The following is a 24888-nucleotide window of genomic DNA, read 5'->3' as shown; positions in this document are numbered from 1 at the left end:
GAAATGGCGCAAACAGCTTGCTGATGACAACGGAGGAACTGCCATGTCACAAGACCCTTTTCTGGAACGCGAAGCGGAAAAATATGAAGCTCCTATTCCAAGCCGTGAGTACATCTTAGATATTATCTCTAAACGCACTGTACCGGTAAGCCGCCAAGAATTGGCACAAGAGCTAAATCTGACCAATAATGAAGAGCTTGAAGCATTACGTCGCCGTTTACGGGCTATGGAGCGTGATGGGCAACTGGTTTATACCCGCCGTCAATGTTACGCCTTGCCAGAAAGACTGGATTTATTGAAAGGTACCGTTATTGGTCACAGGGATGGTTACGGTTTCCTGAGGGTGGAAGGATACAAAGACGATTTTTATCTTTCTGCCGAGCAGTTGAAAATGGCTATTCATGGTGATGTTGTATTGGCGCAGCCGTTGCCTTCAGATCGTAGAGGGCGCAGTGAAGCGCGTATTGTTCGTGTATTGGTACCTAAGACCAGCCAGATTGTTGGCCGTTATTTTCTTGACTCGGGTATGGGGTTTGTCGTACCGGATGACAGTCGCTTGAGCTTCGATATTTTGATCCCGAGAGATGAGAGTTGTGGCGCGCGCATGGGGAATGTCGTCGTAGTGGAGTTGATCACACGTCCCGCGCGTCGCACAAAAGCGATTGGTAAAATTGTTGAAGTGTTGGGTGAAACCATGGGAACGAATATGGCAGTGGAAATTGCCTTGCGTACTCATGAAATTCCACACCATTGGCCGCCACAAGTGGAAAATCAGGTGGCATTTCTGGATGAACAGGTACCTGAATCTGCGAAAGAAGGCCGTGTTGATCTGCGAGCTTTACCATTAGTGACAATTGATGGTGAAGATGCTCGTGATTTTGACGATGCCGTTTATTGTGAGAGGAAGCGAAGCGGTGGTTGGCGTTTATGGGTTGCTATTGCTGATGTCAGTTACTATGTCCGCCCACAAACGGCATTGGATACAGAAGCTTGTAACCGAAGTAACTCAGTGTACTTCCCGTCTCAGGTTGTTCCTATGTTGCCAGAAGTGCTTTCCAATGGCCTCTGTTCGTTGAATCCACAGGTGGACCGCCTTTGTATGGTGTGTGAGATGACAGTTTCAGCCCAAGGAAAATTGTCATCTTATAAATTTTATGAAGCAGTCATGAATTCTCATGCTCGCCTGACATATACCAAAGTATGGCGTATGTTGCAGGGAGATGAAGAGTTGCGTGAGCATTATAAGCCGCTGGTTCAGCATATTGAGCATTTACATGAGCTTTATCAGGCGTTAGAAAATGCCCGTGAGCAACGTGGCGCGATCTCTTTTGAATCAGAAGAGGCGAAGTTTATCTTTAATGCTGAACGCCGAATTGAGCGAATTGAACCCGTGGTTCGCAATGACGCACATAAACTGATTGAAGAGTGCATGATTCTGGCAAACATTGCGGCTGCGCGTTTCGTGGAGAAAAACAAAGAGCCGATACTTTACCGTATTCATGATCGACCAAGGGAAGAGAGCATTCTTAACCTGCGTTCGGTTTTTAGCGAATTGGGACTGACTTTGCCTGGTGGCATGACGCCAATGCCAAAGGATTATGCGCAACTGATGCATCAAGTGGCGGAACGTCCTGATCGTGAATTATTGCAAACCATGTTGCTGCGTTCAATGAAACAAGCGATTTATGACCCGGAAAACCGTGGTCACTTTGGCCTGTCATTAAACTCTTATGCGCACTTTACTTCACCTATTCGCCGTTATCCTGATCTGGTGCTGCATCGGGCGATAAAATATCTGCTGGCAAAACAGGAAGGTGTTGTTGAACATTGCGGGACACCAACCGGTGGATGGCATAGTGATATAGAACATATGCTGCAATTGGGCGAACACTGTTCTATGACCGAGCGCCGGGCAGATGAAGCGACGAGAGATGTTGCCGATTGGCTTAAGTGTGACTTTATGCAAGATCAGGTGGGTAATATTTTTACCGGAATTATCACCAGTGTGACAGGTTTCGGCTTCTTTGTTCGTCTAAATGATCTGTTTATCGACGGTTTAGTACATGTTTCCACACTGGATAATGATTATTATCACTTTGATAATGTGGGACAACGTTTAATTGGTGAGAATTCTGGTCAAACTTACCGGTTGGGGGATGAAGTTGAAATCCGTGTGGAAGCTGTCCATATGGATGAGCGTAATATTGATTTTAAATTGCTCACCTCTACCCGCAAAGCCCGGAATGCTGGCAAAACAGCGCGTGACAGGGCGAAAAAAGCAGAGCCTGGCCGTAGAGATAGTAGTAAGAAAGGGCGTGGTTATAGCAAAGAGACTCACTTTGAGCCTGATGGTGTTTTCCGTAAAAAGAAATCTGTGGATAAGCCGCAACGGAATAAGGAAAAAGGTAAAAAAAGCCTTTCAGCTAAAACACAGAAAATTGCTGCTAAATTCAAAGCCAAGCGTGCTAAGAAAAGTGCAGAGAAGTAATCCTGATTTTAGTGTCTTGAATACAGAGAGCCTGATAGATAGGCTCATAGTATCAGTCAGTACTGTATAACAGTGAAATAAGAAGATTATGAGTGAAATTATCTACGGTATTCATGCCGTTAAAGCTTTACTGGATCGCGATCCGCAGCGTTTTATGGAAGTTTATGTACTGAAAGGACGGGAAGATCGTCGTTTGAACCCTCTGATTCATGAGCTGGAAAACATCGGGGTGACCGTCCAACTGGCAAATCGTCAGTGGTTGGATAATCAAACGGAAGGTGCTGTGCATCAGGGAGTTATTGCCAAAGTGAAGCCAGGGCGCCAATATCAGGAAAATGACTTACCCGATTTGCTGGCAAAGGTGGAAACGCCTTTTCTGCTGGTACTTGATGGCGTGACAGATCCACATAATCTGGGCGCTTGCTTGCGCAGTGCTGATGCAGCAGGTGTACATGTTGTTATTGTCCCCCGTGATCGTTCCGCTCAGCTTAATGCTACTGCGAAAAAAGTAGCATGTGGTGCTGCGGAGAGCGTACCACTTGTTCGTGTAACCAATCTTGCTCGTACTCTGCGTGTGTTGCAGGAACACAATATTTGGGTGGTTGGCACAGCCGGGGAAGCCGACCATACGCTATATCAGAGCAAACTAACAGGCCCTATAGCTCTGGTGATGGGGGCGGAAGGGGAAGGTATGCGTCGTTTGACCCGTGAACACTGTGATGAGTTGATTAGTATTCCTATGACGGGTTCTGTCTCGTCCCTCAATGTGTCTGTCGCAACAGGTGTTTGCTTGTTTGAAGCGGTGCGTCAGCGCAGCTCGCAGTAATCCAAAATATAAAGCGTTGTTCACTCCTTGAGTTTTTGATGTGAGGCGGGTATAGTTACGCGTCAATTTTTCAGCCGCACTTAAACAAGTTCCTTGCCTCCACGGGCCGCGGTTGACCCTGACAGGAGGCTGAATAATCCGTAAGGAGCAATTCTAATGCGTCATTACGAAATCGTTTTTATGGTCCATCCTGACCAAAGCGAACAGGTTCCGGGCATGATCGAGCGTTACAGTGCGACTATCACTAACGCGCAAGGTCAGATTCACCGTCTGGAAGACTGGGGTCGCCGTCAACTGGCTTATCCAATCAATAAACTGCATAAAGCTCATTACGTTCTGATGAACGTTGAAGCTCCGCAGGAAGCGGTTGATGAGCTGGAAACTAACTTCCGCTTCAACGATGCCGTTATCCGCAGCATGATTATGCGCGTTAAGCACGCGGTAACTGAAGCATCTCCAATGGTTAAAGCCAAAGATGAACGTCGCAGCCGCGATTACTCTCTGGAAGACGCCGGTGTTGATGCTGAAGAAGCTGGGGATTCTGAAGAGTAATAACTGTGACAACTAATCGTTTGGTGCTTTCTGGCACAGTGTGCAAAGCCCCTATTCGAAAAGTCAGTCCTGCCGGTATCCCTCATTGTCAGTTTGTACTAGAGCATCGCTCACAGCAACGGGAAGCCGGTCTAGGCAGGCAAGCATGGTGCAGAATGCCCGTCATTGCCAGTGGACAATCGTTACAAGTTTTAACTCACAGTATAACGGTCGGCAGTCGATTAACCGTTTCAGGATTCATTAGTTGCCATCAAGGTCGCAATGGTCTTAATAAACTGGTTCTTCATGCCGAGCAGATTGAATTGATAGATTCTGGAGACTAGCCAAATGGCACGTTATTTCCGTCGTCGCAAGTTCTGCCGTTTCACCGCGGAAGGCGTTCAAGAGATTGATTATAAAGACATCGCTACGCTGAAAAACTACATCACAGAGAGCGGTAAAATTGTACCAAGCCGTATCACTGGCACCCGTGCAAAATACCAGCGTCAGCTCGCTCGTGCTATCAAGCGCGCGCGCTACCTGTCTTTGTTGCCTTACACTGATCGTCATCAGTAATCGGCACAGTCCATTAACGACTCAGAGAGGATAAGGTAATGCAAATTATTCTGCTTGATAAAGTAGCTAACCTGGGTAGCCTGGGTGATCAAGTTAACGTTAAACCGGGTTATGCCCGTAACTACTTAGTTCCACAGGGAAAAGCTGTCCCTGCGACTAAGAAAAACATCGAATTCTTCGAAGCTCGCCGCGCTGAACTGGAAGCTAAGCTGGCTGACGTTCTGTCAGCAGCAGAAGCTCGCGCTGAGAAAATCAATACGCTGGGTTCCGTCACTATTGCTTCTAAAGCAGGTGACGAAGGAAAACTGTTCGGTTCTGTTGGTACTCGTGATATCGCTGATGCAGTTACTGCGGCTGGTATTGAAGTATCTAAGAGCGAAGTTCGCCTGCCTAATGGCGTTCTGCGTACCACTGGTGAACATGAAGTTCACTTCCAGGTACACAGCGATGTATTCGCAAAACTGAACGTTAACATTGTTGCTGAAGCTTAATTTATAATTAACGGATGTAAACAAGTAAAAAACGCTAGCAATGCTGGCGTTTTTTATTGCCTCAACTTACTGTTATTTCATCAGCTTATAAGGTTTTCGTTGCTGACTTCCATTGAACTGAAGATTAATCTGACTTATTTCCTGTTTACTGCCTTTATATTCTAATCAATCTCTAGTCCATTATAGTGGAGATATAATTAATTATAGAATTATTGACTATAATTAATTGAAATTGTATTTCTATTATCTACTAATAAATCTGGTTAATTACATGTATTATTATTTCATAATAATTAAAAAATATATTTTCATATAATCATCATGATTATATCTATAATGGTCATTTATTTTATCCTATTCTATATGAGAATATGGAAAATTAATGATATATATTTTTATTATTAAATAATAATATCAAAAATTTATATGAAATTTTATTTATATAGCTGTCAGAATTGACAGTAGACTTCTGGGAGTAAATTTATAATTATCATCTGTGTTAATTAATCATTGTGTGAGAGCGAAAATAAATGAACTTGTTTTTTGGGAAGGAATGGCGTTATTCCTAAAAGTTATTTATAAAGTGGGTAATTTCATCAATAGATTAATAGATATTAAAATTTTTTATTTGTTAATAAAAATACCTCGTCATCATTGTATGTTCTTCACATTGACCGAAAAATGGGAGGTAAAACTTATATGAAGCTGGGTAAAAATATATTACAGATTATAGGTAATACTCCAGTAGTTATGTTGGATGGTAGACATACTAGAGGTGTTAATATTTTTCTTAAAATGGAGAATATTAACCCTAGTGGAAGTATTAAAGACCGTATTGCAGTTGCTATGCTGGAAAAGGCAGAGGCTCAGGGAGAATTAAGGCCGGGTATGGTGGTGGTTGAGCCATCATCGGGTAATACTGCGATTGGTTTAGCAATGGCGTGCGCTGTTAAAGGTTACCGATTTATTGCTGTTTTAGACCGTATGGTGCCGGCAGCGAAACGCGATAAAATAAGAGCGTTTGGCGCTGAAATTATTTTTTTGCCAGAATTTGAAGCGGGAACAGATACTGTCAAATATCGAATCGATTTAACCAAAGAGATTATAAAAGCCTACCCAAATGCATTTAGCCCTATGCAATTTGAAAATCAGATTAATCCTGATGAACATTATCATTCTACAGGGCGTGAATTATATGAAACCTTTGGTGATAATTTGACGGCTTGTTTTGCGACGGCAGGAAGTTGTGGAACGTTAACAGGGATTTCCCGTTATTTGAAAGAGAAAAACCCATGGGTGAGAATTTATGGCGTTGAGCCTGTTGGGTCAGTTATTTTCGGTGGTGAGCCAGGAAAATATTTGGTACAAGGTGCCGGGTTGACGTTTGTACCTTCTATTTTAGATCTTAGCAACATCGATATTACCTTGAAGATTACAGATATTGATGCGTTCCGGATGGCAAGAAAATTAGCCAGAGATGAAGGTATTTTGCTTGGTGGAACGGGTGCTTGTTCTGTGTGTGCTGTATTGGATCGCTTAGATGATTTTAAGCCCGGAGATAATATCGTTGTCATCATTCCTGATAGTGGAGAGCGTTACATAGATACGATTTATAACGATGCTTGGTTATCTGAAAATAATTTCTCAGAATTAGTTGAGGAAAGTACAACAGAACCAGGGTTAAAAGAAATTATCATGAGAATGGGGTGTACACTCAATGAATTCTGATAGTGTTTTGGTGATTTATTATAATCGTCGTTATAATCCTCTTATAATCAGAGATCTTAAATCTAGATTTAAAGAGGTCATTGCTCTTTATATTGATGAAGGACAGGTAAGGGATATTGATGATATTGAATTGGAATGTATAGTTGCGGGTGCTGATAAATTTATTTATAAAGATTATCGAAAGCAATATGCTGAAAATTTTATTTCAAAAGCGATAAAAGCAAATGCTATTTATCAGCATGGTTATTTTCTCAGTGCTGCACTTTCCCGGCCTGCGATTGCTGAAGCTGCGGTTGAAGTTGCTAATATACTTGATATTAATTATATTGCACACCAATTCAGAGGTAATGATCAAGCCAGGATGGATATGAATATAGAAATTCTGGATAAGATACCTATTGCTTCATTGAGAGATTTCAAATATGACGAGAATGTTGTAAATAATTATGCTGCTCAGTATGGTATTCCTCAAGAGTTTGGTTGTAATAATCCTTATTCTACGAGTGAAAATATATGGGGCTTCAGCATCGAATGTGGTTCGTTGGAAGAACCAGAAACATTTATTCCTGAAGACGTCAAAGAAAAATTGTTTGAACATGCATTATCAGCGACTGAACCAATATTTTTGTCATTAGGTTTTGAACATGGTGTGCCTGTATCACTTGATGGTGAAAATAAATCATTGGCTGAAATTATTGAAATATTGAATGAAATTGGTAAAAAGTTATCGGTTGGAATTTTTGATATTGTTGAAGATGGTATTGTTGGTTTGAAAACGCGGGCAATTTATCAATCACCTGCCGCACACATATTAATTACTGCACATCGTGATTTGGAGCTTTATTGTAGTAATCGTAGAGAAAACTGGTTTAAAGAAACAGTCGATAAAAAATGGGCTGAACTGGTTTATTCTGGGCTTTGGTATGATCCTTTATTAACTCATTTGAACTATTTTATTGATAGTATGAACCAAAATGTTAATGGTGAGGTTAAACTTGAACTGGGCTATAAGTATGTCAATGTTTGTTCTCGTACTTCAAAGACCAGTATTTATGATCATAACCTAGCAATATATAACTGTGGGCATTTATATAGTCAAAGTGATACAGAGGGGTTTGCAAAAATATTTAATATTCATACTAAGCAAAGTGCTAAATCTAAAATGAGGCAAATATTATGATTAAAGAATTATTAATGTGTAAACCGGATTTTTACGATATTGAATACGTTATTAATGATTGGATGGATACTAATAATAAAGTCAATAAAGAATTGGCACAGCAACAATGGGATTTTCTTTATGAACGGTTAACTGAACGTGGCATCCGCATTCGCACTATTGATCCTGTTAACGGTCTGCCGGATATGACCTTCTCAGGTGATTGTGGCATGGTGCATAATAATAAATTTCTTGCGAGTAATTTTCGGCATGCGGAACGTCAGGGTGAAAGTCAGTACTACATAGATTATCTGGAAAAATTAGGTTATGAGATATATCGTGTTGATGACGATGTCTATTTTGAAGGGCTTGGAGATATTATCTATTGGGATAATGACATTATATTTGGTTATGGTCCTCGATCAGATAAGGAGGCGATAAATAAAATTAAAGAAGTATATCCAGAGTTAAGAGTTAAAGGTGAGTTGCATATTCAGGATAATACTTTCTTTCATGTAGCTTTGGCGTTTTCATTTATTGACAAAGATACGGTTATTTACTACCCAGAAGCATTTACTAAAGAAAGCCAGGATTATATTGCTGAAACATTTGAACGCAGGATCTCAATATCAGAACATGATGCTAAAGAACTTTTTGTCTGTAATAACATTCCAATAGGTAAAGATATTATAATGCATGGTTGTTCTGTTGAGGTTGAACATCAATTAAATAATTATGGTTACAATGTTGTCAAATGTGATATGGGTGAATTCTTAAAGAGTGGCGGAAGTTTACGCTGCCTGGTATTAAAAATAAAATAACTATGAGGATGATAAGCCATGTATATATTGGGTATAAATTCTGTTTACCATGAATCAGCAGTTTGTTTATTAAAAGATGGAGAAACTATTTTCGCTATTGAGGAAGAGCGATTAAATAGGAGGAAACATGGTAAACCAGCAAATATTGATAATCCGGATGAACTACCATTAGCTTCCATTGAAGTTGCATTAAACTTTGCGGGTATTACTTTGGAGGATGTGAGCCATATCGGGTATTCTATTGACCCGATAGAACGAAGAAAGTCAATCTTCATTGATGAAGTAACGAATGAAGGAAGCTGGGGAAGTGAATCAGGTGAATCAATTTTCTATCATAAAATCACTTCAGTACCAGAAATTTTGCAATCAATGGGATTTCGCGGTCAATTTCATTGGGTTCCACATCACACTGCTCATGCTGCGTCTGCTTATTTTGTTTCGCCATTTGATAAAGCGCTAACATTATCACTGGATGGTGTTGGAGAGGATAATACCGCAGGGGTATATTTGGGCAATGGTAATAGCATGAAAAAAATTAAAACCATTGAATATCCTCATTCAATCGGTTTTATGTGGGAAAAATTAGCAGAATTCCTGGGTTTCTCTGTATACGATGCCTGTAAGGTGATGGGAATGTCCGCTTATGGTAAGCCTGAAGGTTTTATGCCGGCGTTCCGACAATTAGTCAAGATTGGTGAGAAAGGCGAATTTACTATCGATCACACCATTCTCGATTTCCGCATAGAAGAATTTTCTAAATTAGAATCTCTGTTTGGTATTGAGAAAAGAGTGCCTGGTGGAGAAGTTGCACAGGAATATTATGATATTGCTGCATCTCTTCAGCAAATAACTGATGAGATAGTTTTAAATATGGCTCGTCATTATTTGCAGGAAACCGCAACGAATAAACTCTGTCTTGCCGGTGGTGTTGCATTAAATTGCATAACGAATAAACGATTATATGAGGAATTGGATATCGAAGATATCTTTGTTCAGCCTGCCGCACATGATGCAGGGACTGCTACAGGTGCGGCGTTATTTATTTGGCATCAGATTCTTGAAAATAATCAACGTTACCCTCTGACTCACACATATTGGGGGCTTGAATATAGTGAAGATGATTACCAGCGTAGTTTAGAAGCCTATGGTTTGGATTGGACATATGAAGAGGATATTTATGAAGTCGTCGCAGGCTTGCTGGCTGAAAATAATGTCGTTGGTTGGTTCCAGGGGAGAATGGAATTTGGGCCGCGTGCGTTAGGTAATCGTAGCTTGTTGGCTGATCCGAGAAACAAAGATATTCGGGATTTAATGAATCGTAAAGTTAAACATCGTGAAATGTTTAGACCGTTTGCACCTAGTGTATTACGTCAACATGTTGCTGATTGGTTCCATGTTCGGAAAGAATTACCGGAAGCTGCAAAATATATGTTGTTGGCGATGGATGCTAAAGTGGATCAAGCATCAAAAATTCCGGCAGTCATTCATGAAGATGGTACTGCCAGAGTTCAGGTTGTGGATAGTGCATCAAATCCAGGTTATGCCCAGTTAATTGAGGAATTTTATCGGAAAACAGGTGTACCTTTGTTGCTGAATACCTCTTATAACGATAGTGAACCGATAGTTTGCTCACCTGATGATGCTATTAAAACTTTCATGAAAACAAATATTGATTATTTAGTTTTGGGGAATTATTTGATTAAATCGATTCATTAAGTATTGTATGATAAAAATCTATCCCAGTAGGCATAATTGATGAAGTTAATTTGAGTGTTGCCCAGCTTCAAATTGATAAATAGAATAGCCTATTGGGATAGATAATAAAGTTGAGGTAGTTCTAATGATAAACAGGATCATACTGGCTCGTTTTTTTTCTGTTTTTTCAGAGGCATTTGTTATGTTTGCGGTGCCTGTATTAGTATATACCTCAACTAATAGTGCTTCACTTGCATCCTTTGCTTTTGGACTTGAACGACTATTTAGGGTAATTTCACTCCCTATTTCTGGTTGGATGGGCGACAGGATGCATACACTGGTTATGTTATTCCTGAGTGATATTCTACGATCATTGGTTTGCTTATTTCTTTTTATCCTTTCATTTATATATTCTGATAATAATATCGTATATATTGTTATTCCACTTTCGTGTGTTTTGTCCTTTTTTAGTGGGGCGGGATATGTCAATCTAGAAGGTTTTGTCTCTAAGAACATTAGTGCAATAGAATTACCTTCTGTTAATTCTCGTTTACAGTTTGTTGAACAGTTTACTTATATCGCAGCCCCAGTGGTTGTTGGTGTGCTGGTTTACAAATTCAGTGTTTATGCAGTATTTGCATTTGCTTTTTTTCCTTTCCTGATTAGTAGTTTGATATGGTTTCAAGTACAAAGAAAAAACCGGATTGAAGAGCGTACTAATAGAGAAAGTTATAATCTGCTGGCTATTTTTAAGTTCTTGATAGGAAACCCATCATTGTTACGCGTCATTAGCCTGACATTTCTGATGAATGTGATGCAAGGAGCTATTTTATCAACGGCGGTTTATGTTATCACCAGTATTTTTTCGCAGCCGGAAGGGAGTTATGCTCGGCTTTTAGCTTATGCGGGAGTGGTGAATTGCTGTGTATTTTTTATTGCTCCGAAATTATGCCGTATTTTTGATGTTCGTATCGTTGGTGTGACAGCTTTCCTTATTGCGTTATGTGGCCTGACATTGTTTGCTACCAGTCCGCTATTCTCCATTTATACGTTGGGTTTCTTATTGGTTATTGGTTCGGAAGGTTGTTTTAATCTCTTTTCCCGTTCTTATCGCGCAAGTCTTATTCCGAAGAGAAGTTTTTCTCAGTATCTTGGTGTTGTACTTGTTCTAAATCAGATCGCGACACCTTTGACTAGTTTTATTTGTGCTAATTTACTGAATTATTTTTCTTATAATAGTATTTATCTGATATTTTCTGTATTTGTTTTATTGATGTTTATTATTATTAATCCTTATCGCGCACTTAAATTTAATCTGCATAATAGTCAATAATGGAGATAGTATGAATCCGAAAAAATATTTATTAGTGCTTGATTATCTTCCGGCGAGAATTGGTGAAATCGCTAATATTCGTGACTATATTCGACATAATTATTCCCTTGAGTTGGTGATTATTAGTGATATGTTGTCTGGTGAGGAAAAAGATATCACACCATTTGTCTATCATATTCCTGTTCGAACAGAAAATTATGTTGATAGTGTGATGGCAGTTATTGCTGAACTTAATATGACATGTGCTGGTATTCTCCCCTTTATGGATGCAGTATCTGGGTATGCTGCCGTTATCGCGAAGAAATTAAATGTTTATGGTGATGACCCTGAATTAAGTTTCGCAGGTATTGAGAAATATCAGTTCCGTCAACAAGAAACTCGGATATTACCACTGCTTATGGCCCAACATATCAAGACTCCCCGATATGCTTTCATCAATGATATTAAAGAATTGGAAGAATTTTATGATTCTGTTCCATATGGTGTGGTTATTAAACCCAACTGTGGCCGGGCAAATTTAGGTGTGGTGGCTGTTAAAGATAGAAATAACATTCCAGCTGCTTTTGCTCAATCTGTTGCACAATCTGGTGGTAATCAAATTCTTGCAGAAGAACTTATTACTTTCGATACAGAATATTCGTACGATGGTATTGGTTGTATGGCTTTTTTAACACAGAAAGTCTCTCAGAAAGGAGAATTTCCTGTTGAAATAGGGCAAATAGTTCCAGCTCAATGTGATGGAAGACACGCTATTGCGTTACATAAGGCTGGACAAGCGATGAACTTAATTTCAGGGCAAATTCTCGGTGCATTCCATAATGAGATTAAGCAAGATAGTGAAACAGGAGAAACCTTTCTTGTTGAAACTAATCGTAGACCTGCGGGTATGCGTATTTGGGATATGGCGAATCGGGTATATGGTATCAGTTTGCAGGAAATTTGGGTTGACCATTTAGTCAAAGGGTTTAGTGATCAAATGGTATTACCTAAGGCGAAAGGTAGAGCATTCCTGATTAATTTGCTGGCGAGCAAAGATGGAAAAATTAATGATAATTTTGATAAAACAGAAGTGAGTAATTTATTATTGGCATCTGTTGATAATATCCTGAATAAATTAGATTATGAAATAATTGCAATAAAAATTAATTTGTATAAGAATTCATACGTTTACGAGACACCTAAGAGTAATAATGATTTCTGCGGTTATGTTTGTGTGCATATTAATGATGAGCATATCAAATGTGAATCCCTGATGAATGAGATTAATGATGATTGGCAAGGTATTTTGGCGAATTATATTTCATAGTTACATTTAATTAGAGCTTTAATCGGGCTCTAATTATTATATAATTAGATTATATGCTATTGCTTTAGCAACAGCAGCGACTTTATTAGGGACAACTAATTTTTCCATAATATTATTAATATGGAAATTAACTGTCCTTGTTGAAATGTCCAATATATTGGCTATTTCAGCAGACGTCTTTCCTTCACAAGTCCATCTTATTACCTCTACTTCTCTTGTGGATAGGGTTGGGACAATTATTTTATCCTCTTTATTTTTTAAATTATTAAATGTTTTTATGCATTCATTCGCTAATATGCCTAACATTCCTGCTTTATTCAGTATTTCATTGTGTGAGATGGGGCCTTCTTTTCTGGCCACTGAAAAAATTGATCTTTCTCCATGGTAGCTTTTAATTTTAATGGAAATAATGTTTTTAATCTCATTTTCATTGGGTTTTTCAATCATAAAATCAGTGTGTTTCGATGTTTTTTCATCATAAATTGAAGGAATGGAAAAAATAAAATCACCATTCATTAGTTGATCACTGTCATGATTATCGTTTTTATCATAATTACCCATGGTTTCTGTGTGTAAATTGGTTATTAGAACGTATTTTTTTGTTGTGAATGGATATTTTTCTTCCTGATAAATTGAGTAAAATTCAAAATCCAGATAGTTTATAGCATTTAATACTTTCTTCTCTAATTCTGGTATCGTTTTAGCCTTTTGAATTTCTGATAAAATTTCGTGAAATAAAGTATTCATAAGATTTCTCTCATTAAATAATATTTACAATGGAACTAATTTTATATCAGTAATATTTTATTCATATAATCAATTATAAGTAAAAATATCTCAAAAGAGATTGTTTATACTGAAATTTTAAAAACGGTTGTAAGCCTTTGTTCTACCTATAAAGAATGAGGAATCATGGCTTGAATATCTCCTCTGGCTATATCTTCAGTTTACCATGTTACATAGCACTGCTATGCTTGCAAGCCTAATTTGATTTAATTACAGGTATTTTCATGGCAAAACTTTCTTTTGACTCTATCGAAGCACAGGCAAGTTATGGGGTTGGTTTGCAAGTCGGTCAGCAATTATTGGAGTCTGGCCTGCAAGGTCTGGAACCCGAAGCACTGTTAGCAGGGTTATGTGATGCGTTGGAAAGTCGTTCTCCAGCGGTGCCAGTTGAAACGCTGCATCGTGCTTTACGTGAAATGCATGAACGTGCAGACGGTGTGCGCCGTGAACGTCAGCAGGCTATGGCAGAAGAGGGTCAGAAGTTTCTGGCAGAAAACGCTCAGCGTGATGGTGTAAGTACTACAGAATCTGGTTTGCAGTTCTCTGTACTGAAACAGGGTGATGGTGCAATTCCTGCCCGTACCGACCATGTACGTGTTCATTATACCGGCCGTTTGATCGATGGTACTGTGTTTGATAGTTCAGTTCAGCGCGGTGAACCCGCTGAATTTCCAGTGAATGGTGTGATTGCCGGATGGATCGAAGCATTAACCTTGATGCCTGTTGGTTCTAAATGGGAACTTTATATCCCGCATAATTTGGCTTATGGCGAGCGTGGTGCTGGTGCATCGATCCCGCCATATAGTGCACTGATTTTTGAAGTGGAATTACTGGATATTTTGTAATTTTATCCAGGAATATGATTAAAAATAGCCGGTATATCCGGCTGTTTTTGTTTTGATGATGGTAATAAAATTCTTACAATTCCAATAAAAGCTCAATCAGTAATATAGTCTAAAATGATAACAGGTAACTAACCGCAGAGGTGTATGATGCTAGAACAAATCTGCCAATTGGCCCGGGAAGCTGGCGCAGCTATTATGGCAATTTACCAGGATGAACATCCTTTGAAAGTTGAGCATAAGCAGGATGATTCACCGGTTACTGTTGCTGATATTGTGGCTCATAAAATAATTAAAACTGGATTATCTCGTATCGCACCAGAAATTCCACTGTTGTCGGAAGAAGAACCTCCAGCTTGGGAAGATAGGCGTGATTGGAAGCGTTATTGGTTAGTTGATCCTCTGGATGGGACTAAGGAATTCATTAATCGTAACGGTGAGTTTACGGTTAATATTGCCTTGATTGATGCGGGAGTCCCTGTAATGGGTGTGGTATATGCTCCTGTGCAGGATACGCTTTATTCAGGGCAGGGGCGACAGGCATGGAAAAAAACCTGTGGTGGGCAGTGGTTGCCGATTAAAATTCGTGATGCCAATCCCCCGATGGTGGTCGTTAGCCGCTCTCATATGGATACAGAATTAGAAGATTATCTCAATCAGTTAGGTGAGCACCAGACTGTCTCTGTTGGTTCTTCATTGAAATTCTGCTTAGTGGCTGAAGGAAAGGCGCAACTTTATCCTCGTTTTGGACCAACTCATGTCTGGGATACCGCTGCGGGTCACGCTGTAGCAATTGCTGCTGGCGCTCATGTGACAAACTGGAAAGGTCAAACTCTGGATTATACGCCTCGTGAATCATTTTTGAATCCGGGATTCAGAGTAACAATTTTTTAGCTGTGGCTGTTTTTCAGTAAAGATTGTGGTGATATTGACAAACCGAAACATATCTGCAAGTCGTTATCACCACTAATATTTTATTGTAATTCTTTACGCACTAATTCAATGACGCGTTTGACTTCGCTACCATTTAGTGCTCCTTCTTTGGCAAACTTCGCTACGCCGTTTTTATCCAGGACAATAATGGCAGAATTTTTAGGCTCTAGCTGCCATGCTTTTTTGGCTACGCCATTGCTATCTGCGATAAATTGCGACCATGGGAACTCTTTTTTACTGTCTTCAATACTGCTACGAACAAATGGCCCTGTACCGAATATTGCATCACTGGTATTGATGATAGTGGTTGTTTGATATTTTTCCTTTGAAAAATCAGCACGTTTTATCTCTTCTATCAGTGGAGCATTCATCTCTTTAGCTGCGCTGCGACCTGCAATATGTTGTATGACTCTCACTTTTCCAATCAGTTTTCCACTATCCCAATTTTGGTAGCTAAACTTGTTATTGTTGAGTAGCAGCTCTCCTTTATCAGAAATACTGACCGCAGGAACTTGTTGTTCCAAGGTAATATTGTGAGCGAATGCTAAAGCGGGAGAACAAAGTAACGCAGCGTATAACATGAAATTTTTTATCATAATTTTTCCTTGGTAAGTTAATGTGACGATGCACGGGTCTTTAGCATAGCGGTTATTAATGGATTTATCCCTTTAAAGAAGATCAATTTTTTAACATTAAGTAAGACATCAAGTTACATAGTTATGTATATCTAAATATCTGTCATTTTATGTAAATTAGGTGAATAAAACCAAAAACAGGAGGAACAAAACTCGATAAATTCAGTCTACTATTCTACATAACGGTGTGGTGTATGTAATTGGTTCACCAAATGTAACCGTAAGAAGCATAAGAGGAAAAAACAGAGATGAAAATTTTTCACCAATATAACCCACTGAAAATTGCTCTCTACGTTAAAACCTTGTTCCGTGGACGTTTATATATTAAAGATATGGGGGCTTTTGAATTCGACTGCGGTAAAATTTTGCCGCCGAAAGTAAGAGATAAACGCCATTTTAGTGTGATGAGTGAAGTTAATCAGCAGGTGCTACGTTTGCAGGCCGAAATAGGGTAGATAACGAGAATAGGCGAGTAGCATACTGAATAATCCGCGCCACAAGCGAAGTGGCGCTTAATGCGAGAATATTAAACGGCTTAAGAAAAATGAGCCGTTTTTATTTATTGATTATCACTGAATGGGGGAGTCTTGCGTTGAGGCTGTCGTTGTATCAGTGATTTTTGTGACTAGTAGTTGATCGATTTTATAGTTATCAATATCGACAACCTCAAATTTATAACCAGCAAACTTAACTGAATCAGTACGTTTTGGAATTTTCCGCAGTCGAAACATCATAAAGCCCGCGATGGTTTCGTAGTTGCTGGAGTCAGGGAAATCATCAATGTCCAGTACTCGTTGCACATCATCAATAGGTGTTCCGCCTTCAACCAGCCATGAATTTTCGTCACGGACGACAATCTGCTCTTCTTGTCCCTGACCAACTAAATCACCCATCAGTGTGGTCATAACATCATTGAGAGTAATTACCCCCATTACTAGTGCATATTCATTCAAGATGATAGCGAAATCTTCACCAGCAGCTTTAAAACTTTCCAAGGCATCTGAGAGTGTCAGGGTATCTGGAATGATTAGGGCGTTGCGGATCTGAACACCCTTATTGAAGCTCAAACTCTGACCACTTAGGACACGGTTGAGTAGGTCTTTTGAATCGACATAACCGATAACATGATCGATATCTCCGTCACATATCAGGTACTTGGAATGTGGTTGGGTGGAAACCTGCTGTTTGATACTTTCTTCGCTTTCATTTTTATCAAAATAGACAACACTTTCTCGTGAGGTCATGGCCGAAGGAACAGTGCGAGATTCGAGCTCGAATACGTTTTCAATCAGTTCATGTTCTTGTTTACGGAGGATACCAGCAACAGCGCCGGCTTCTACGACAGCGAAAATATCGTCAGATGTGATGTCTTCATTTCGAGCCATCGGAATTTTAAAGATCTTAAAGATAAGATCAGCCAGACCATTAAACAGCCAGACTAATGGGCGGCAAATTGCCAGGCAGAAACGCATTGGGTTAACGATTTTCACTGCGACAGCTTCTGGTTTGATCATGCCGATACGCTTTGGTGTCAGGTCAGCAAGCAAAATAAACAGACTGGTCACAATGGCAAATGAGCAGATAAAGCCTAGTTGTTCTGCCCATTCAGAGCTCATAAATTTAATGAAAAAGGCTTTTAGTGAAGGAGAGAAGGCAGATTCACCGACAACACCTGCCAAAATGGCAACGGCGTTTAGGCCGATTTGCACGACAGTAAAAAACATTCCCGGCGATTCTTGTAGTTTGAGGACATGGGCTGCGTTGACATTACCTTCATCGGCCATCAGCTTTAATTTGATCCGCCTTGAGGCGGCGAGAGAAATTTCAGATAACGAAAAAAAGGCGCTTATTGCACACAATAAAAGGACCACTAGTAGACTATTTAACATAAAGTATCCATGTTTTACCTCCGGTGATAGGGTAGGTTGTCATTGAAAGAACACCGGAGGAAACAGTAAAAATCATATAAAATAAAAAGTTACAATAAATACAAAGTGAAACTATTTACTAAAGTAATAATTATAACATTAACTTAAATAAATCGGCTAATTTTTATCCGTTTATGGCAGGCAAACACCAATACCACCTAACCCACAATATCCTTCAGGATTTTTGAACAGATATTGTTGGTGATAGTCTTCTGCAAAATAGAATGGTCCAGCTTCTGTGATTTCCGTTGTCACAGGACGGTTATCTCCTTGCTGTTGCATTGCCTTTTGGAAATGTTCACGACTGGCTACTGCCATTTCATATTGCTGAGGTGACACAGTATAAATTGCGGAGCGGTACTGAGTACCAATATCCCCGCCTTGGCGCATTCCCTGAGCTGGATCGTGGTTTTCCCAAAAAAGTTTTAATAGGTTTTCATAACTATTTTTTACCGGATCATAAACAATTCTGACAACCTCAGCATGTCCAGTCAGGCCGCTACAGACTTCTTCATAAGTTGGATTCGGTGTTGTGCCACCGCTATAACCTGCGGAGGTCGTGTAAATATCAGGTAGCTGCCAGAATAGGCGCTCTACGCCCCAGAAGCATCCCATACCAAAATAGGCTACTTCCATATTTTCTGGAACAGGCTCTATCGCATGGTTGGTGACAACATGGTCAGGTGAAATCTTAAGTGGTTCCGTTCTGCCTGTTAATATATGTTTAGAATCAATAGATTGGCTCTTGTTAGTTGAAGTTGGCAAAATTCCCTCCCGCAATTATTAGGTTTTCAGAGATTAATAGATTGTATATATTATAAACTTTAATCAAAATAAATTTTATTATAGTCAAATTATTCCGATTAGGTTAGGAGTTCGCGTGTCGAGATACCCCGTTTTATGTCTTCTTTGTGTGTCTGTCGCAACTCCCATCGCTCATAGTGCTAATCTTCGTCTGAAATTAGAAGGATTAACAGGTAGTTTAGAAAAAAATGCTCGGGTTCATCTTTCAACTATCAGTACTGACGAAGTGGCTGCTGATGGCCGTTTCCGCTCTCGTGTAGATAAAGCGATTCGTGAAGGTCTGCGACCTCTTGGTTATTATGAACCTATCATTGAATTTACCTATCGGGAAAATAAACCTCCCACTCGTTCGGTGTTAACAGCAAAAGTTATCGCGGGTGAACCTGTGCGAATTGCTGGTGTTAGTGTTGTGTTGGAAGGTGGTGCCAAGATAGATGAAGATTATGCCAAACTTGTCAAAAGCAACAGCCCGAAAAAGGGAACAATTCTTAATCATGGTGAATATGAAAGCTTCAAAAGTTCTCTAACTGGGCTGGCTATTAGAAAGGGTTACTTTGACGCCATCATGAAGAAGAGCCAATTAGGTGTTTCCAAAGAGCGGCATGAGGCATTCTGGGATTTTGATGTTGATAGTGGTGAACGTTATCGCTTTGGTCTGGTAAATTATCAAGGTTCACAGATCCGTGAAGATTATCTGGGGAATTTAGTTCCGTTCAAAGAAGGGGATTTTTATACTTCAGAGCAACTGGCAGAGCTGAATCGGAGACTGGCAGAAACAGGTTGGTTTAACTCGGCATTAGTGACACCTGATTTTGAGACTGGCAGAAAAAATGGCAATAAGACTCTCCCTCTTGATGCGGTATTAACCCCGCGTTCCGAAAACTATGTTGAACTGGGTGGCGGCTATGGCTCAGATGTAGGGCCACGGGTTAAGGCTAAATGGGCAAAACCGTGGCTTAATTCCCGTGGACACAGCCTTAACACCAGCATCAACCTTTCTGCACCTGAACAAATTGTTGATGCCAGCTATAAAATGCCGCTAAAAGTGAACCCGTTGGAACAGTATTATGCGTTACAGACCGGTTATAAACGCAAGGATCTCAACGATACCGTATCTGATACTGCGACGGTGAATCTTTCCCGTAACTGGGACCTTTCTACTGGCTGGCAGTATGGGATTAACATGCGCTGGAGTCTCAGCCACTTTACTCAGGCTGATGTCACTAACACTACTATGTTGTTGTATCCAGGAGCAAATGTCAGTCGTATTCGTCAGCGTGGTGGCACGATGCCCTATTGGGGCGATAGTCAGCGCTATTCCATTGATATCTCTGATACTACTTGGGGGTCTGATGTAGATTTTTTGGTATTACAGGCGAAAAATGTTTGGATAAGAACTTACTGGGATAATCACCGCTTTGTTGCTCGGGGAAATCTGGGGTGGATAGAAACTAATGAGTTCCAGAAAGTTCCACCTGATTTACGCTTCTTTGCCGGTGGTGATCACAGCATTAGAGGCTACAAATATCAGAAAATTTCGCCTAAAGATGATAAAGGAAAATTAACAGGGGCATCCACGCTAATAGTAGGTTCTCTTGAGTATCAATATAACGTAACGGGAGATTGGTGGAGCGCGGTTTTTGTCGATACAGGTGAAGCAGTCAATGATATTAAAAACAGCGACTTCAAAACCGGCGCAGGAATTGGTGTGCGTTGGGCTTCTCCTGTCGGGCCAATTAAGTTTGATCTTGCTCGACCAATAGGGGATTCAGACTCCCATGGTATCCAGTTCTACATCGGATTGGGATCTGAATTATGAGATGGATTAAAAAGATCAGTATTGTTTTTCTGCTGACGGTTACTCTGTTGGTTATTACTGTAGTTGGGTTGGTAGGAACGCAATCTGGCCTGCATTTTATGATTAATAGTGCTTCCCGTTGGGTGCCTGGGCTGGATATAACTAGCGTTAACGGTGGTTGGCGTGACTTGACGCTAAAAGGCGTCAGGTATCAGATGCCCGGTGTTGATGTAAATGTGGATCAATTCCACTTTTCGTTACGTCTTTCTTGTCTGAAAAATAGTCAGTTATGTATTAATGCATTGACAACGGAAGGCGTGAAAGTTGTGATTAACACTAAACAATTTCCTGCTTCGGAAGAATCATCGCCTGAATCAGAACCTCTGACTGAGTTGAGGACTCCGTATCCGATTTTGCTTGATTTGCTATCTGTTAAAAATGCTACTGTTACTGTAGATGATATGGTAATTGCCTTTGATGAATTCAGAACAGCGGCTCAGTGGCAGCAAAAAGCGTTAACTTTCAAGCCAACTCAAATCAATGGATTGTTGATAGGATTACCAAAAACTGCTCCTGAACAATGGAAAACTGCGGAAGTAGCAAAGAACATAAAACAGAAGGTTGAACCGGAAAAGTCGCTGGGAGAAACCCTGAAGAAATTGTTCTCTCAACCATTATTGGCAAAGTTACCAGAAGTGACTATTCCACTGGATATTACTGTTGAAGGGATTAGTGGTAAGCAATTACGGCTGACTGGTGATACGAATATCACAATCAATGAGTTATTACTGCAACTGAGCAATCAGGGGCAGCAGATTCAGCTCAATAAACTGAATGTTAATACGCCGGAAGGTTCTTTGGCTATTAATGGTTCAGCGATTTTGGCACAGCAATGGCCAGTAAAACTGACAATAAAAAGTGAATTGAATTGGCAAGAGATGCGGAGGCAAAAAGTTGATTTAAAGCTTGATGGAGCTTTGCTGGAACAACTCAACCTGGTTTTGAATTTGTCTGGCCCAGTCAGCGCTAAACTTGATGCCCAAGCAGAATTGGCTCAGGTAGGTTTGCCAATGCGTATAACGCTTGAAAGTGAGCAATTTAACTGGCCTCTGACCGGAGAACCTGAGTATCAGCTTGATAGCATAAGAATGCGGCTGAATGGTAAGGCCAGTGGTTATGATTTGTCATTACGCTCAGGTATGAAAGGTAACGAAATTCCACCTGTATTACTTGTGCTGGATGCTAAAGGTAATGAAGAGCAGTTCAGACTGACTCGTTTACGTCTGTCTGCTTTGCAGGGAAGAGCGGAATTAACCGGTGTGGCTGATTGGAGTAAAGCTGTAAGTTGGAATACGGTGCTGACACTCTCTGGGATCAATACTGCGAAACAGTGGCCGGAATGGCCTGCCAGAATAGATGGCAAAATTGTTACCCGTGGTAGTTTGCACGGAGGTAGTTGGCAGCTCCAGATCCCGGAAATCATACTGGATGGTAATGTAAAGCAGAACTTGGTAAAAGCCAGGGGTAAAATTTCTGGTAATGCTGCTGGTCAGTGGAATATTCCTCAGTTTGAGCTGGCTGTGGGGCACAATAAAATGAATCTCCAAGGGCAGTTGTCTAAACAATGGAAACTTGATGGTGACATCATTGCACCGAGACTAGATGGCTTATTGCCGGGGCTTGGCGGCGTAGTGAATGGGACACTGAAACTACGTGGTAATGTGCAAGCACCGCAGCTTTTAGCAGATCTGAATGCTAATGGATTGAAATGGCAGGATCTGCGCATTGATAGTGTAAATGTGAAGGGGAATGTGCGTTCTGCGGAGCAGATCCAAGGTGATTTAGCTGTCAATGTCCGTCAGTTAAAACAGGCTGATTTGATCGTCCGTAATCTAACGTTGAATGCCAAAGGCAATGAAAAGCAGCATGACTTGCAGCTGAAGATCGATGGTGAACCTGTTTCCGGTCAGCTTGCACTTAATGGTAGTTTTGATCGTAAGCAGCAACGATGGAAAGGTAATATCAACAATACCCGCTTTGATACTCCGGTAGGAGAATGGCGTTTAACTAAACCTATTATTGTTGATTACCTTAACCAGCAGCAAAAAATGACCGTGGGTACTCATTGCTGGCTGAATCCACATGCTCAACTGTGTGTACCTAAACCGATTGAAGCTGGTGCTAGCGGCAGCGCATCTATTATTCTTGAACGTTTTGATCTCGCCATGATCCAACCATTATTGGGACCTGAAACACAACTGAAAGGTGTATTTAGTGGTAATGCGAATATTAAATGGAGTGCGGGACATGGATTACCTCAAGCTAATGTTAATCTGCGTGGTAGTGAGGTGCAGGTTAAACAGATGGTCGATGGCGTCGCATTGCCCATAGATTTCCAAACCCTGACATTCAATGCAGGCTTGAAGAATGGTACAGCAGAGCTGGATTGGTTGTTTAAAATTATGGGGAATGGTCAGTTTAACGGTGACGTACAGATTGTAGATCTTGAGGGGGGGCGCGAACTCTCTGGCAATGTAGGTATTCAGGATATCTCTCTGGCATTGATTAAGCCGATCCTTGGTAAAGGGGATAAGGCTGAAGGTCACTTGAATGCCAATCTGCGCTTGGGGGGGAATGCCAAAAATCCACTGCTGTTTGGTCGACTGGGCTTGAGTTCACTACAAGCTTCGGGTCATTGGATTCCATTTGATATTACTCAAGGGCAACTTGGGGTGAATTTTGATGGAGTACGCTCTGTCCTTGAAGGTGTTGTTAAAACGCCGAAAGGACAACTTAACCTGAGCGGTGATGCTGACTGGCATGATTTGGATACATGGCATGCAAGAGTTGCCGCTAACGGTAATAAGTTGAGGGTAACTTTTCCTCCAATAGTAAAAATTGATGTTAGTCCTGATCTGGTATTTGAGGCTTCACCTCAGTTGTTGAAACTAGATGGTAATGTTGATATTCCTTGGGCGCTTATTACAGTTAAGGAATTACCAGAATCGGCGGTTGAAGCCTCATCGGATGAGGTTATATTAAATGAGAACTTTCAGCCACTAGAAGAGAAAAAAGCATCAATTCCGATTCAAAGTAATTTGACGATTCATATAGGGGAGGATGTTCGCCTCAGTGCTTTTGGCCTTAAAGCTCAGCTTAAAGGTGATCTGAAAGTTGCTCAAGATAAGCAAGGTTTGGGCTTAAATGGACAAGTTGATATTCTTGATGGCCGTTTTCATGCTTATGGGCAGGATTTGATTGTCCGTAAGGGGCTGATTATGTTCTCAGGTCCACCGGATCAGCCATTGCTTAACATTGAGGCTATCCGTAACCCAGAGTCAACCGATGGTCGTGTTATTGCTGGGGTGAGAGTGACGGGTTTGGCAGATAAGCCAAAAGTGGAAATTTTCTCAGAACCGGTTAAATCACAGCAGGAAGCGCTTTCTTACTTATTGCGCGGTGAAGGATTAGAGAACAGTGGTTCTGACAACTCACAAATGACGGCAGTACTGATAGGCTTAGGAGTTGCACAAAGTGGTCAACTGGTGGGTAAAATCGGTGAAACATTTGGTGTTTCTGATTTGGCACTGGATACACAGGGGGTCGGAGATAAATCACAGGTAGTTGTTAGCGGAAAGATTACAAAAGATCTGCAAGTTAAGTATGGTGTTGGTATATTTGATTCGTTGGCAACATTAACCTTACGCTATAGGTTAATGCCTAGATTGTATCTGGAAGCAATGTCTGGTATTGATCAGGCATTGGATTTGCTCTATCAGTTTGAGTTTTAAAAATGCGAATTATTGTTTATGGCAGCTTACGGCGCAAACAGGGCAATCATCACTGGATGACTGACGCTCAATGGTTAGGGGATCACAAGCTGGAAGGCTATGAGTTGTACGACCTTGGGCATTATCCTGCGGTAATCCGTGGTGACGGGAGTATTGAGTGTGAGGTATATCGCATCAATTCTACTATCCTGACAGAGTTAGATGATTTGAAAGATAATTCTCGGGAGTATGTAAGGGAATTGATTCAGACACCGTATGGCAGTGCATGGATATATCTTTATCAGTTTCCAGTAGCTGGTTTACGGCGGATAAAAAGCGGTGACTGGCTGAAGCGCCACGAGAAAGAGTAAAGTAGAGTTCCCTTTTAACACTGAAGATAAAGGGACTGTGATACCAAAACCTCTGTCAGAGATCTTC

22 protein-coding genes are annotated in these 24888 nt (G+C 40.6%); 18 read left to right on the top strand and 4 right to left on the bottom strand.

What is annotated here, in order from left to right; all coding sequences use genetic code 11:
* The first annotated feature begins 43 nt into the window (after positions 1 to 43).
* From rnr to BDD30_RS10585, 12 genes are all read left to right on the top strand, one after another.
* Positions 44 to 2488, top strand: a complete 2445-nt coding sequence (gene rnr, locus BDD30_RS10645) for a ribonuclease R (protein WP_041383030.1) — start codon at positions 44 to 46, stop codon at positions 2486 to 2488.
* Positions 2489 to 2576: 88 nt separating this feature from the next.
* A complete protein-coding gene (gene rlmB, locus BDD30_RS10640) occupies positions 2577 to 3314 on the top strand; it encodes a 23S rRNA (guanosine(2251)-2'-O)-methyltransferase RlmB (protein WP_015836148.1) in 738 nt (245 codons plus the stop codon).
* A 156-nt stretch (positions 3315 to 3470) separates the two neighbouring features.
* Complete coding sequence (gene rpsF, locus BDD30_RS10635; RefSeq protein ID WP_015836147.1) at positions 3471 to 3866, top strand: 30S ribosomal protein S6; 396 nt, start codon at positions 3471 to 3473, stop codon at positions 3864 to 3866.
* A 5-nt stretch (positions 3867 to 3871) separates the two neighbouring features.
* A complete protein-coding gene (gene priB / locus BDD30_RS10630; RefSeq protein ID WP_015836146.1) occupies positions 3872 to 4189 on the top strand; it encodes a primosomal replication protein N in 318 nt (105 codons plus the stop codon).
* Between the two features lie 4 nt (positions 4190 to 4193).
* Positions 4194 to 4421 (top strand): 30S ribosomal protein S18, encoded by a 228-nt coding sequence (gene rpsR / locus BDD30_RS10625; protein ID WP_000135199.1) that lies wholly within the window; start codon positions 4194 to 4196, stop codon positions 4419 to 4421.
* A gap of 38 nt (positions 4422 to 4459) precedes the next feature.
* Positions 4460 to 4912, top strand: a complete 453-nt coding sequence (rplI, locus tag BDD30_RS10620) for a 50S ribosomal protein L9 (protein ID WP_015836145.1) — start codon at positions 4460 to 4462, stop codon at positions 4910 to 4912.
* A gap of 699 nt (positions 4913 to 5611) precedes the next feature.
* Positions 5612 to 6640, top strand: a complete 1029-nt coding sequence (locus BDD30_RS10610) for a PLP-dependent cysteine synthase family protein (protein WP_041382530.1) — start codon at positions 5612 to 5614, stop codon at positions 6638 to 6640.
* Positions 6630 to 7820 carry an argininosuccinate synthase gene (gene argG, locus BDD30_RS10605; protein WP_015836143.1) on the top strand — a complete coding sequence of 397 codons (1191 nt, stop codon included), beginning with the start codon at positions 6630 to 6632 and terminating at the stop codon, positions 7818 to 7820. The genes BDD30_RS10610 and argG overlap by 11 nt, the downstream gene beginning before the upstream one ends.
* Positions 7817 to 8620 (top strand): dimethylarginine dimethylaminohydrolase family protein, encoded by an 804-nt coding sequence (locus BDD30_RS10600; protein WP_015836142.1) that lies wholly within the window; start codon positions 7817 to 7819, stop codon positions 8618 to 8620. The genes argG and BDD30_RS10600 overlap by 4 nt, the downstream gene beginning before the upstream one ends.
* An 18-nt stretch (positions 8621 to 8638) precedes the next feature.
* A complete protein-coding gene (locus BDD30_RS10595; protein ID WP_015836141.1) occupies positions 8639 to 10336 on the top strand; it encodes a carbamoyltransferase family protein in 1698 nt (565 codons plus the stop codon).
* Between the two features lie 124 nt (positions 10337 to 10460).
* On the top strand, positions 10461 to 11648 hold the full coding sequence (locus tag BDD30_RS10590; protein ID WP_015836140.1) for an MFS transporter: 1188 nt from the start codon (positions 10461 to 10463) through the stop codon (positions 11646 to 11648).
* Between the two features lie 10 nt (positions 11649 to 11658).
* Positions 11659 to 12954: an ATP-grasp domain-containing protein gene (locus tag BDD30_RS10585; protein ID WP_015836139.1), complete on the top strand. Its 1296-nt coding sequence runs from the start codon at positions 11659 to 11661 to the stop codon at positions 12952 to 12954.
* A gap of 36 nt (positions 12955 to 12990) precedes the next feature.
* On the opposite strand, the gene BDD30_RS24670 is transcribed toward BDD30_RS10585, so the two are convergent.
* Positions 12991 to 13701, bottom strand: coding sequence for a helix-turn-helix domain-containing protein (locus tag BDD30_RS24670; RefSeq protein WP_015836138.1), 711 nt, complete (start codon positions 13699 to 13701; stop codon positions 12991 to 12993).
* Between the two features lie 263 nt (positions 13702 to 13964).
* Here BDD30_RS24670 and bamJ point away from each other — a divergent pair, with 263 nt between their 5' ends.
* Both bamJ and cysQ read left to right on the top strand, forming a co-directional pair.
* On the top strand, positions 13965 to 14585 hold the full coding sequence (gene bamJ, locus BDD30_RS10575; protein ID WP_015836137.1) for a BamJ family beta-barrel-assembly machinery protein: 621 nt from the start codon (positions 13965 to 13967) through the stop codon (positions 14583 to 14585).
* 147 nt (positions 14586 to 14732) lie between these two features.
* Positions 14733 to 15476, top strand: a complete 744-nt coding sequence (gene cysQ / locus BDD30_RS10570; protein ID WP_015836136.1) for a 3'(2'),5'-bisphosphate nucleotidase CysQ — start codon at positions 14733 to 14735, stop codon at positions 15474 to 15476.
* Positions 15477 to 15556: 80 nt separating this feature from the next.
* Here the strand turns inward: cysQ and BDD30_RS10565 are convergent, their stop codons facing one another.
* Positions 15557 to 16111, bottom strand: coding sequence for a YtfJ family protein (locus BDD30_RS10565; protein WP_015836135.1), 555 nt, complete (start codon positions 16109 to 16111; stop codon positions 15557 to 15559).
* A 287-nt stretch (positions 16112 to 16398) separates the two neighbouring features.
* Between BDD30_RS10565 and BDD30_RS10560 the strand changes: the two genes are divergently transcribed.
* Positions 16399 to 16605, top strand: a complete 207-nt coding sequence (locus BDD30_RS10560; RefSeq protein WP_015836134.1) for a DUF1107 domain-containing protein — start codon at positions 16399 to 16401, stop codon at positions 16603 to 16605.
* A gap of 114 nt (positions 16606 to 16719) precedes the next feature.
* Here BDD30_RS10560 and paeA read toward each other — a convergent pair whose 3' ends face one another.
* The gene (gene paeA, locus BDD30_RS10555; protein WP_015836133.1) at positions 16720 to 18039 is read right to left on the bottom strand and encodes a polyamine export protein PaeA; all 1320 of its coding nucleotides are present in this window, start codon (positions 18037 to 18039) and stop codon (positions 16720 to 16722) included.
* A 171-nt stretch (positions 18040 to 18210) separates the two neighbouring features.
* The gene (gene msrA / locus BDD30_RS10550) at positions 18211 to 18843 is read right to left on the bottom strand and encodes a peptide-methionine (S)-S-oxide reductase MsrA (RefSeq protein WP_015836132.1); all 633 of its coding nucleotides are present in this window, start codon (positions 18841 to 18843) and stop codon (positions 18211 to 18213) included.
* A gap of 115 nt (positions 18844 to 18958) precedes the next feature.
* Here msrA and tamA point away from each other — a divergent pair, with 115 nt between their 5' ends.
* From tamA to BDD30_RS10535, 3 genes are read left to right on the top strand one after another with little or no spacing between them, the layout of a single operon-like run.
* The gene (tamA, locus tag BDD30_RS10545) at positions 18959 to 20701 is read left to right on the top strand and encodes an autotransporter assembly complex protein TamA (protein WP_015836131.1); all 1743 of its coding nucleotides are present in this window, start codon (positions 18959 to 18961) and stop codon (positions 20699 to 20701) included.
* Positions 20698 to 24471: an autotransporter assembly complex protein TamB gene (gene tamB, locus BDD30_RS10540; RefSeq protein ID WP_015836130.1), complete on the top strand. Its 3774-nt coding sequence runs from the start codon at positions 20698 to 20700 to the stop codon at positions 24469 to 24471. Before tamA ends, tamB begins: the two co-directional genes overlap by 4 nt.
* 2 nt (positions 24472 to 24473) lie before the next feature.
* The gene (locus BDD30_RS10535) at positions 24474 to 24821 is read left to right on the top strand and encodes a gamma-glutamylcyclotransferase family protein (RefSeq protein ID WP_015836129.1); all 348 of its coding nucleotides are present in this window, start codon (positions 24474 to 24476) and stop codon (positions 24819 to 24821) included.
* The last annotated feature ends 67 nt before the right edge of the window (positions 24822 to 24888 follow it).

Origin of the sequence: Photorhabdus asymbiotica (genome assembly GCF_003634575.1) — a bacterium.
GTDB classification, from domain to species: domain Bacteria; phylum Pseudomonadota; class Gammaproteobacteria; order Enterobacterales; family Enterobacteriaceae; genus Photorhabdus; species Photorhabdus asymbiotica.
Note: the sequence above shows the minus strand (reverse complement) of the source record. Positions and strands in the feature narration are given on the sequence as shown.